The 11,857-nt window shown below is 44.1% G+C and carries 7 protein-coding genes and 1 rRNA gene; 7 read left to right on the plus strand and 1 reads right to left on the minus strand.

Features of this window, described 5'->3' with window-relative positions; genetic code table 11:
* The first annotated feature begins 68 nt into the window (after positions 1 to 68).
* The 5 genes from JL57_RS22130 (at position 69) to JL57_RS22150 (ending at position 6,725) form a co-directional block, all read left to right on the plus strand.
* Positions 69 to 758 (plus strand): response regulator transcription factor, encoded by a 690-nt coding sequence (locus JL57_RS22130; protein ID WP_034144098.1) that lies wholly within the window; start codon positions 69 to 71, stop codon positions 756 to 758.
* A 101-nt stretch (positions 759 to 859) separates the two neighbouring features.
* A complete protein-coding gene (locus JL57_RS22135; RefSeq protein ID WP_034144099.1) occupies positions 860 to 1,102 on the plus strand; it encodes an AbrB/MazE/SpoVT family DNA-binding domain-containing protein in 243 nt (80 codons plus the stop codon).
* Entirely contained in the window at positions 1,102 to 1,458 is a 357-nt protein-coding gene (locus JL57_RS22140) for a type II toxin-antitoxin system PemK/MazF family toxin (protein WP_034144100.1), read from the plus strand. Before JL57_RS22135 ends, JL57_RS22140 begins: the two co-directional genes overlap by 1 nt.
* Positions 1,459 to 1,685: 227 nt before the next feature.
* Complete coding sequence (locus tag JL57_RS22145) at positions 1,686 to 4,250, plus strand: DUF3656 domain-containing protein (RefSeq protein WP_034144101.1); 2,565 nt, start codon at positions 1,686 to 1,688, stop codon at positions 4,248 to 4,250.
* Between the two features lie 111 nt (positions 4,251 to 4,361).
* On the plus strand, positions 4,362 to 6,725 hold the full coding sequence (locus JL57_RS22150; protein ID WP_034144102.1) for an endonuclease MutS2: 2,364 nt from the start codon (positions 4,362 to 4,364) through the stop codon (positions 6,723 to 6,725).
* Between the two features lie 96 nt (positions 6,726 to 6,821).
* Here JL57_RS22150 and JL57_RS22155 read toward each other — a convergent pair whose 3' ends face one another.
* Entirely contained in the window at positions 6,822 to 9,476 is a 2,655-nt protein-coding gene (locus JL57_RS22155; protein ID WP_034144103.1) for a transglycosylase domain-containing protein, read from the minus strand.
* Positions 9,477 to 9,963: 487 nt separating this feature from the next.
* On the opposite strand from JL57_RS22155, the gene tyrS reads away from it, so the two are divergent.
* A complete protein-coding gene (tyrS, locus tag JL57_RS22160; protein ID WP_034144104.1) occupies positions 9,964 to 11,229 on the plus strand; it encodes a tyrosine--tRNA ligase in 1,266 nt (421 codons plus the stop codon).
* A gap of 428 nt (positions 11,230 to 11,657) precedes the next feature.
* A 16S ribosomal RNA gene (locus JL57_RS22165) occupies positions 11,658 to 11,857 on the plus strand; the annotation flags it as partial.

The following is an 11,857-nucleotide window of genomic DNA, read 5'->3' on the forward strand; positions in this document are numbered from 1 at the left end:
CATGGAAGAAATAGTTGAAGAGCCCAAAAAGAAAATTAAAGAATTTTTGGATAGAGGAGGGGATAGAGATGTCCATTAATTCTGATGAATTACAAAAAGTAAAAGTAGTGATAGTCGATGATCATACGCTTTTTGCAGAAGGAACTGTCTCCTTGTTATCGTTTGAACCCCGTATTTTGGTAGTTGGAATTGCCAAGAACGGAATAGAATGTATGAAATTAATGAGTGGAACTAAACCGGACGTCGTATTGTTAGATATCAATCTCCCAGATACCTGGGGTACTGATTTAATAGATAAGATAAAAAAGGTTAATAACAGAGTAAAGATTCTTATGCTGACGGGACAGAAACCACAAGGATACGTTACTAAGTCAATTAGTAAGGGTGCCAATGGTTTTTTACTTAAAGACTGTTCTGTAAAGGAAATGATTCAGGGAATATTAAGGGTTTATCAAGATGGAGTCTATTTTTCCCAAGGATTAGAGGCCTTCCTTCAACCTGTAAATAAGAATAATAACTTGCATTTCCCGGTGCAGCCTGTAGAAACGCTACGTAATCTACTCACTAAAAGGGAAATAGAAGTAATAGAATTAGTATCAAAAGGCTTGCATAACAAAGAAATTGCTTCAGCTTTAGGCATTAATGTACGAACTGTAGAATTTCACGTTAATAATATTCTACTTAAATTTGGGGTAAGCACACGTTTGGAAGCTGTTTTAAATTGGGCATATGTTAATAGTTCGGGATTGTATTTATAGTATATCATCAGGTTCTCGCAATTAGAGTATGATGAATAGTGATAATTACAATTGACGATAGTATATACTATGTATATACTTATTAATAAGAGGTGATGCAAATGTATACTACAATCCAAAAGTGGGGAAATAGCCAGGCTATAAGACTTCCTAAGGCTATTCTCGAAATGGCTGAACTCCATGAAAATGATAAAGTAGAAATAAAAGTACAAGATGGCAACCTAGTTATTGTTCCCGTAAAAAAACACAGAACTTTAGAAGAAAGAATCGCTGAATATAGTGGTGGTGATTATAGGTGTAGTGAATGGGATACCGGGAAGACAGTAGCTGAAGAGGTATTCTAATGGGATATATACCAGAGCATGGGGACATTGTATTTTTAGAATTTGACCCTCAAGCAGGGCATGAACAAAGGGGGAAAAGGCCTGCATTGGTTGTTAGTAATAACACCTATAATCAATTTACTAATATTGCCATGGTATGCCCGATTACTAACACGAATAGAGAATTTCCCCTGCACGTAGAATTAGATGAAAGAACCAAAACAACAGGATTTATAATGTGCGAACAGGTAAAAGCTTTAGATATACAAGCTAGAAATGTATCCTTTCAGGAAAAAGCACCAAGAGACATCCTAGAAGAAGTAGTTGATATTTTAATAGGGTTTATCGAGATCAAAAACAGTAGTGGCAATTCATGAATTGCCACTACCTTTGTGTAGAATAAAAGGTCTAGGTTATACCGTGCTTCTAGAGTTTTGAAAAAATACAAAAGCCTTGTTGAAAGAGGGTTTCTGCTGTATTTGGTTTTAAAGAGTACTAATTGTACAAATCAAAATTAAACAATTATAATAAAGTTATTGTCCAGCCTTAGCAGAGATGGATATTTAAATATGTTCACATTGTAGAAACAGAGGAAGTAAATGACATGGATGAAATAATAAAAGAACAATCCCGACCGCTAGAGCTTTTGGCTCCGGCAGGTAGTTACGAAGCCTTTAAGGCGGCGGTAGAAAACGGCGCAGATGCGGTTTACCTCGGAGGGAAAAGCTTTAGTGCTAGGGCAAGTGCTGCAAATTTTGAGATAGAAGAGCTGCAAAAGGCCGTTCGTTATGCTCATGAACGGCAGGTTAAGGTGTATGTGACAGTCAATATCCTTATTGCAGACCAGGAGTTTCAGGAATTGATGAACTATCTTTACGCCTTACATGAAATAGGTGTCGATGCCGTGATCTTGCAAGATGTTGGGGTCGCGGAATTAATTCATACGATTCTTCCGGAAATGGAAACCCATGCGAGCACACAAATGACCGTGAATACAAGCTGGGGAGTTCAACATCTCGAGTCCCTTGGCTTTAGCCGTGTAGTCTTGGCAAGGGAGACCTCGGCGACTGAAATGCAGGAGATTGCTGAAAAGACGCCACTAGATCTTGAAGTGTTTGTGCATGGCGCACTTTGTATCGGTTATTCCGGACAATGCCTAATGTCGAGCTTTATTGGAGGGCGGAGCGGAAATCGCGGTACTTGCGCTCAACCCTGCCGGATGACGTATCAGCTCGTTAATGAAGGTAAAGAGAACCTTTTAGTCCAGAAAAACACTGGGGAACACTTATTAAGCCCTCGGGATTTGAATTTAGCTGAGGAATTGGCAGAATTAAAGCAAGTTGGGGTTCATTCTCTTAAAGTTGAGGGTAGAATGAAACGACCAGAGTATGTAGCGACTGTCATTCGTCTTTACCGGCAAGCTATAGATCGGCTCGGAGACCGGCGAGAAGGTAGTGCAGTTACTCCCTTGTTAACCACTGGTGAGCATCAGGAATTATTGCAGGTGTTTAATCGAGAGTTTACAAGCGGGTATTTAAGGCAAAACCTCGGCGCAGAACTTATGAGTTATAGCCGTCCGAACAATCGGGGGACACGTCTCGGTCGAGTGGCACGCTTAGATGCTGGGCGATTATCGCTCAAACTAGAGGCTGCTTTGCACCCTGGGGATGGAATCGAATTCTGGACAGGGCGTGGGCGAGAAGGGGTAACCGTTGGCCTGATCTGGAAGGATCAAACAGAGGTCATTGAAGGATTACCGGGGGAAACTGTCCAGATAGAATTTTCGGGAATTGCACAGCCGGGAGACCGTGTTTTTAAGACTAATGACGCCTTACTCATGGAAAAGGCTCGCTTAAGCTTTCAAGAGGGGCGAGAGCAACGCAAAAACCCGTTGAACCTGCGTCTGTCGGGGCAGCTTGGAGAAAAATTGCGTCTAGAGGTTATAGACAGCGATCGTAGCGCTACCGTTTATTCGACGAACCCTGCTCAAAAAGCCTTGAAAAGACCACTGACGTGGGACTACGCTTTCCAACAGTTAGGGCGATTAGGGACGACTCCCTTTTGGCTCGATAAGTTGGAGTTAGAAATCGATGAGGGCATCATGCTTCCAGTCAGTGACTTGAATGAAATGCGTCGCTTAGTGGTTGAAGAATTACTTCAGGACAGCCCTAGGCAAATGCTTGACCGACAAACCTATCGTCAAAGGGTAGAACGCTGGAAACATCGTCAAGCAGAGGAAAGGGCAGGCTTACAGACTAACGAGAGTGTCATTCCCCAGGTTTCGGTGGCTGTGAGCGATCCGGAAACACTGCAAGCGGCCATTCAAGCAGGAGCTAAACGAGTTCTCATTGGTGGAGAGCATTGGCGTTCTCGGCGAGGGTTTACGCTGGAAGAAATTCGAAATAGTTTTGAGAGGTGCCGTAAGCAGGGAATTGATTGTGTATGGCGGTTACCCCGTATCTTAAATCAGGATCAGAGTAAACAGCTTTTAGCAGCACTAAGAAAAGCGAAGGAATGGGTGGAAAAACCGAAAGTGATGGTTGCCAACCTCGGAGAACTGGAGATCCTGAAGGGGATAGATCCGGATTGGGAATTTGAAGTAGATTACTCTTTAAATGTGTTTAACGAAGCCAGCTTAGCTCATTTTTTGCGTCTGGGTGCCAAAAAGGTGACACTTTCCCCAGAACTGCACCACGAACAACTTGCTCCTTTAGCTAAATGGCCAGGGGTGGAAGTGATCTCCTTCGGAGATCTGGAAATGATGGTGAGCGAATATTGTCCGGTAGGGGCAACGCTGGGCGGAAAAAATGGAGAACACTGTGCCGGAACCTGCGTGAAAGAACCGCATTACCTCCGTGATCGCATGCGTTATGATTTTCCCGTGGAGACAGACCAGGAGTGTCGGATGCATCTTTTCAATGTTAAGATTCTTAATCTTTATGAAGAACTTGCTCAGATTCGGCGTATGGGGGTTTCGACCGTTCGTCTTCAATTGACTCGGCAATCTCCCAGCCAAGTTCGACAGATTGTGCGTCTATTTAGTGAGGCGTGGGATACCTTACAGGGAGGCAAGAGGGGCGCAGTGACGTCAGATGAAGGGATGAATGAGTTAGCGGCTCTTTTCCCAGAAGGTTTCACAAAAGGGCATTTCTTCAGGGGAGTGTTATAGGTTCATAGCGCTAACGATGGCTTGAGCATTCGTTGGACCGTCTGACCTGAATAATTGATTAATACGAGTTTTATATATTTATTATGGGTTTGAATGAATAGAGGAGGAACTATGGGAATCGAAGATAAAGTTCTAAGTAAACTGGATTTTCCAAAAGTATTGTCACGTTTGGCGGATTATTGTATCTTACCAAGGGCCAAGGAACTGGCTATTGGTTTAAAACCCTTTGTTGATTTGGAATTGGTTCGCTTGGGGTTACAAGAAACGGACGAGGGAAAGGATCTCTTACGTGGAAATCCTCTTTTTTCAGTTCGAGGGGCTAAAGAAATCCGTCCCTATATCGAGCGCTGTCTACGCGGTGGAGTAATACATGGAGAAGAACTACTTGAGATTCGCGATACATTAGGAGTAGGACGGAAAATAAAACAACTCCTTATGGAATCCAGAGAACAATTTTCTAGATTGTGGGATATTGCGTTACCCATTGAACCACAAAAGGATCTTGAGGATGAGATCTCCAGCTGCATCTCGGAAGATGGCAAGGTTGCTGATAATGCTTCCTCAGAACTAGCGGACTTTAGGCGAGCGGTAAACCGCCTGCAGCACCGCATTCGAGAAAGTTTGGAAGGGACTTTGCGCAACTCAAGCTATCAGAAGATGCTCCAAGACCCTATTATTACGCAACGTTCCGATCGTTACGTTGTACCGGTCAAGCAGGAATACCGCACCGCGTTTCCCGGTATTGTCCACGATCAATCGGCGAGCGGAGCAACCTTGTTTATCGAACCTATGCCTGTCGTTCAGTTGGGTAATGAGCTTCGTGAAGTTATTTTAAAAGAACAACGGGAAGTCCAGCGAATTCTGCAAATGCTTTCTGCTCAAATTGAGGTACGAGCGGATGCCGTTGCGGATATTCACGAAGTTTTGTCTCAATTAGATTTAGTGGTTGCCAAAGCGCATTTAAGTGTGGCGATGAACGCAGGTGCACCAGAATTGCTCTCAGGGCAACAAATGAAATTAGTTCAGGCAAGACATCCGTTAATCGGTGGAAAAGTTGTTCCGCTTTCTTTGGAATTGGGGCTTGATTTCGATACGTTAGTGATTACCGGGCCAAACACTGGGGGAAAAACGGTGGCCCTAAAGGTAGTCGGCCTTATGGCGGCCATGAATCAGTCTGGTCTCCACATTCCCGCGGAAAGTGACTCTCGCATGGGAGTATTTACCCAGATCTTTGCAGACATTGGGGATGAACAAAGTGTCGAGCAATCCTTAAGTACCTTCTCAGGGCACATGAAAAATATCGTCGAAATCATTAACTGCTCAGACGGATGTTCCTTGGTCTTGCTCGATGAGGTGGGGGCTGGGACCGACCCAACAGAAGGGGCAGCCTTGGCAATGGGGATTTTAGCGGAATTGCATGAACGAGGTTGCCGAACGGTATCCACGACTCACTATGGGGCATTAAAGACGTTTGCTTACGAAACCCCGCGAGTTAAGAATGCTTCAGTGGAGTTTGATACGGAGACTTTACGTCCCACATATAAGCTATTAATCGGGATACCCGGTAAAAGTAATGCGTTTACGATTGCTGGAAGGCTGGGTTTGAGCGAGCAAGTCCTCGAAAAAGCGAATACGTTTGTGACGGAGCGGGAAATGCAGGTGGCCGATCTCATTGAAAATTTAGGAGAAACCCACCGAGAAATTGAGTTAGAAAAGCAAAAAGCTGCCACGGGTCGGCAAGCGGTCGAGAACCAAAGTAAGGCTTTAGAAGAAAAGACGATTCGTTTAGATGAAGAATACGAACTCTTGTTAGCCTTGGCTAAGGATGAAGCCAGCGGAATCATTCGGGGGGCGAAACGTGAAGCAGAGGCTTTAATCGAAGAGTTAAAAACGGCTCTAAAAAAAGAGACTAAACAGCAGCAGGATATTGAAAAGGCCCGTCAAGGATTCCGACGGGCTTCAGCGAAACTGGATCAAGGCCGGCCAGTGAAACGCTCAGGAAGCGAATTGAGAGCTGACCAGATCATGCTTGGGCAGACCGTGCAGTTGACGAAGCTTAGGCAGAAAGGGCAAGTTATTAAACTCCCTAATGCTAATGGCGATGTCCTAGTTCAAGCGGGGATCATGAAAGTAATGGTGCCACTGTCAGAATTGAAATTAGCTCAGGAGGAGAAGAAGACCACACCCAAATATTCAAGAGAAATGGGGATTGGACTTCGAAAGGCGGAGGACATCCGCAGTGAGATTGATCTAAGAGGAATGCTTGTTGAGGAGGGTACGGAAGCCTTAGACAAGTATCTTGATGACGCCGTTCTCGGAGGTATCGGTCTAATTTACGTCATTCATGGCAAGGGTACAGGGGCTATGCGCGCGGGGATTCAGGATTTCTTGAGAGGACACCCGCATGTTCGCAGTTTCAGGATTGGGGAATATGGAGAAGGGGACTCAGGAGTCACGGTTGTTGAATTGAAGTAATAAACCCTAAATTAATATTTAATGAAACATAAAAACAACACTGTATCCTTTGGAGATACAGTGTTGTTTTGTATAGCCACATGTTAAGGCCTTAGATTAAGTGAGTATTAATTTTACGCTATTCGAAGACGGTCCGGCCTCTGATTCTCTTGACTTTTTAAAGGCGGCACGGAAGAAGTAAGAACCTGGACTAGGAGCTTCATCGTTTATCACGAGTGAAAAGGAAAGGGACCCCTTTGAAATCTTAATTGGAATGCTTCCGACAGGTTGACCAGGACGTTGAATATAGACAATTGTAGAATATACCTCATTTCCTGACCAGTTAATGATAGGGATGGTCACCTTTGAGGTTTTAGGATCGTAACTTACTTGTCCAAGTACGGGTGCGGGTAGCAACGTTTCCTGGGGTATCGTATCTTGGGGAGGTGCTAAAGGATCAAGATCAGGATCAAGGATTGAATCGGTAACGGGCTCGGGTGCCATCTCTGTAGGCGGTTTATAGGGGATCTCATTAGAGGGCCATGTCCACGAGGCATCACGATCGGGTAAATTCAAGAATGTCTTGGTTAACGTATTCTTCGAACTTGGGGTTGCTAACATAGTCGGAAAATCAGCGTCGACATCTTTTTGAAACCAGACGTCACTAATTCGCGTGGGAAAATCTCCTTGGGCTGCTATTTCCGTAGCGACGAATTCCGAGGGGGTCAAACTGCTGGGAAGGAGTCCCGACTTCTTATCAAAAGTGCCACTCATAATTCCTGAAGGCTGTTCAAACTTTGATTTAACGGGGAGATCCTTAAGAGCTGCCGACATAACGCTCTTCCAGATCTGAGCAGGATAGCTCCCGCCATAGACACTGCGCAAATAATGCTGCCCATCAGGGTCGGAATCGTAGCCCATCCAAACAACACCGGCGTAGTTCGGAGTATATCCAGCAAACCAGGCGTCAGGATTACCGGATTTATTGCCATATTTAGCAGGATCCAACGAAGTGGTGCCAGTTTTACCTGCAACAGCCCAGTTCCCAATTTGAGCGCTGACGCCTGTTCCGTTGGTCACTACACTTCGTAACATACTATTGACAAGATAGGCAGTCGTTTCCTTCATGACTCGGTTTTTTGTAATTTTCGGCGTGATCACAGTATTTCCTTTAGCATCCAAGACTTTTACGACTGCGTGATCAGTCACCTTAACTCCGTTATTAGCATAAATCCCATAGGCGGTTGCCATGTCCAGCGTGGTTACATGAGTAGTCCCTAAGGCTAGACTCAAGACTCGATCTTCCGGTTCAAGCGGGAGTCCAAGATTATTTTTACCAAACGACCAACCGTAATCGACCCCGATAAGGCTCATGAGTTTGACGGCGTAGATGTTCACAGATTGTTCAACGGCATAACGCATGGGGATAAGGCCTTTCCAACCTTTAGACTCAGTATCAAAGTTAGTAGGTGCCCAAGACTTGCCATTGCCACCATCGTAGGTTACTGGCATATCGTCAAGAACGGTACCAGGGAAATATCCACCTTTCTCGAGGGCTGGGCCATAGACAACCAAGGGTTTGATCGTTGATCCGGGTTGGCGCTTGGATTGCCAAGCTCTGTTCAGTCCTCGGGGAGTATAGTCCCGCCCACCGACCATAGCCTGAATGGCACCTGTCGAAGGCTCTATGATTGTGATGGACCCTTCGACTTTTGTATCGTCGATGCTTTTGGGGAAATTGGCTGGGTTAGCAAAAGCCGCTTCAGCAGCGCCTTGGATTTTTGGATCAACCGTAGTATAAATACGTAATCCACCACTAAAAATTTGTTCAGGAGTTAAACTATAAGTGGTTTCCAATTCTTCAATAACATAATCGACAAAATAAGGGAATTTGTAGCTCGCATTGGTTACTGCAGTTTTCTGAGCCCCACCGCGATTTTTCTTCATTTCCTCAACGTAGGTGAAGGGAGCCTCTTTCTCCGTGTTATACTCTTCAGCGGAGATAATCCCAGCATCCCGCATTACTCCGAGCACAATGGTACGCCTAGTTTTGGCAGAATCAGGATGAATATAAGGATTGTATTGACTGGGAGCCTGAGGTAACCCGGCCAAAAGAGCGACTTCAGCTGGCTTTAGATCCTTAAGATCTGCGCCAAAATAAGTTTTGGCAGCAGCTTGAATTCCAAACGATGATTCACCAAGAAAGATTTTATTGAGATAAAAGGTTAGGATTTCTTCTTTGGTGTATTCGCGTTCCAGTTGGATGGCAAGGACTGCTTCTTGAATCTTTACCTGCATTTTTCGAGTGAATTTTTTCTCGTTAGGGTTTGAGACAAAGGCGTTACTTGCAAGCTGAATAGTAATAGTACTAGCCCCTTCTCGAGTGCTTCTGGTTCGAATATCATTCAGAGCAGAGCCGATAATCCGAATCGGGTCAACACCAATGTGCTGGTTAAAGCGCTTATCCTCCACCGCAATGAACGTATTCTTAACAAGATCGGGAATTTCAGAATACTCAACAGTTTGACGATTCTCGTATCCGTGCAACAGGGCAAATTCGGTGCCGTCCTTGTCATACACATAGGATGTTTGTTTTTTGTCACCTAGTAAGGCGGGGTCCCATTTCGGCGTACCGGCTACGGCAATAACAACGAAAATTGCTAAGCCAAGTGTGAAGAGAGCTATAAGAAGTGTCAATAACTTGAAAGCAACCCGTAACCTTGATGAGCGCTTAGGGCGCCTTGAACCCTTAGGTCTTTGAGACGATGGCATAATGAAACCTCCTAAAGTAAATAATGAGGCCTTGGAACAGTCTAATCCATGAAATTATATCATACTTTTGCAGCGACAAGGAAATTCTAAATAAGTATGAGTTAAATCAAGACTCTTTAAGTATAAGAGAGTTGCGGGTTTGCAGGAGAAACTGTATAATATAGTCAAATAAATAAGTGCATAAAACAATGGAATGATTGAGAAGGAACTTGGCCTACGGTAGTAGAGAGTCGGTGTAAGGTGCAAATCGACCCAGAAACCAAGAGTTACACCTCAGGACTAGAGTCAAAAACTCTCGGATCAGCTCGTTATCGCTGGTGAAGCTGGTATCCGTTTTTATACGGATTCAATGTGGGTGGTACCGCGGAAGTATTTTCGTCCCTCAACCTTGGGTGGGTTGGGGGACTTTTCCTTGTTTCTAACCTTATAATGAGGAATTGAAAATACTGATCACGTGGATTTAGATTAACAAAGGGGGATATTTTGTATGGATATTTTTAAGGAGCTACAGGATCGGGGGCTGATTTATCAACACACGGATGAAATCGCCTTACGCAAAAGATTAGCAACAGGCCCGATGACATTATATTGTGGATTTGACCCAACCGCAGACAGCTTGCATATTGGACACTTGCTGCCCATTTTAGTCTTAAAAAGGTTTCAACTTGCGGGACATAAATCAATCGCCTTGGTAGGAGGAGGAACGGGTCTAATCGGGGATCCAAGTGGTAAGGCCGCTGAGCGCACCTTAAACCCTAAAGAGATTGTGGAAGAGTGGGCTCAAAAGATCAAGAATCAACTAGGTCGCTTTTTAGACTTTGAAGGTGACGAAAACCCAGCAATCCTTGCAAATAACTATGATTGGTTAGGTTCGCTTCAAGTCATTGAGTTCCTGCGAGATATTGGCAAGAACTTTCCCTTGGGTGCCATGCTGGCCAAGGATGCAGTAGAATCGCGCATGACGAAAGGGATATCCTTCACAGAGTTCAGTTATATGATTCTGCAATCCTACGATTACCTAAAACTGAACGAAATGTACGGTTGTGAGATGCAGATTGGTGGAAGTGACCAATGGGGTAATATCACCGCTGGAATCGATCTAATTAGACGGACTGCAATCAATCAAGAAAAAGAAACTTACGGGCTAACTTTACCACTCGTCACGAAAAGTGATGGAACTAAATTTGGCAAGACGGAGTCAGGAGCAGTTTGGCTGGATCCCGAAAAGATGTCTCCCTATAAGTTCTATCAATTTTGGCTTAACACAGATGACCAAGACGTTGTTAAGTTCTTGAAATACTTTACCTTCCTAACAGTGACTGAAATTGAGGAACTAGCACAAGCCGTAGAAAAAGAACCCGAAAAGCGGAGCGCACAACGAGCTTTGGCTATCGATATGACAAAGTTGGTTCACGGGCAAGAAGCGCTTGAGCGAGCTGAAAAAATCTCAAGTGCGCTTTTCGGTGGAGGTTTAGGGAAGCTAACGTCGGCTGAAGTGGAAGAAGGTTTTAGCGACGTGCCTTCCACAACCATCGAAGATCCTCAAACCAGTCTGGTTGATATGTTAGTTCAAGTAGGAGCAGTATCTTCCAAACGTCAAGCTCGAGAGGCAATAGAGAACGGTGCCATCTATATCAATGATATTCGACATACAAATGTAGAGACAAGTGTTTCCGAACTGGAACGTTTAGATGGAAAATACCTTGTCACTCGCCGCGGCAAGAAAAACTATTATCTGATTAAAGTTCAATAGAACCTTTTTATACAAGGCAGAAATAAGACAGGTACCTGAAACAACGAGTAAATAGTCGTTCAGGTATCTGTCTAATGTTGCTAGCAATCAAAAAAATACAACTTTCGTAGGGATTCCCGATTTCTTGATACAGTATACAAAAAAACGGTTGACAAGGCAGTTGGCAAATGTTAATATATCCAAGTGCCACAAAATTAACGAGCTAAAGTGAGTCTAGCTTAGTAAAGTTAAATGAATGGCCAACAAAATTAGTTGTTGACAACGAGAGTTGAAAATGCTAAGATGTAAATCCGGCCGCAAACGGCTAAGGAAAATTAATGGTCTTTGAAAACTAAACAACAAGGACAGCCAATGAGAGAAACTCGAAAGAGTTTCAAAATAAATCATGAGCGAATCATCTTCTTCAATAGTAGAAGTTTGAATAACTTTTTTTGGAGAGTTTGATCCTGGCTCAGGACGAACGCTGGCGGCGTGCCTAACACATGCAAGTCGAACGGTTTCGATTTCGAACTTCGATCTTCGAATTTCGAACATCGAGATAGTGGCGGACGGGTGAGTAACGCGTGGGTAACCTACCCATAAAGCCGGGACAACCCTTGGAAACGAGGGCTAATACCGGATAATCTTA

It is taken from the genome of Desulfosporosinus sp. BICA1-9, from assembly GCF_000802135.1.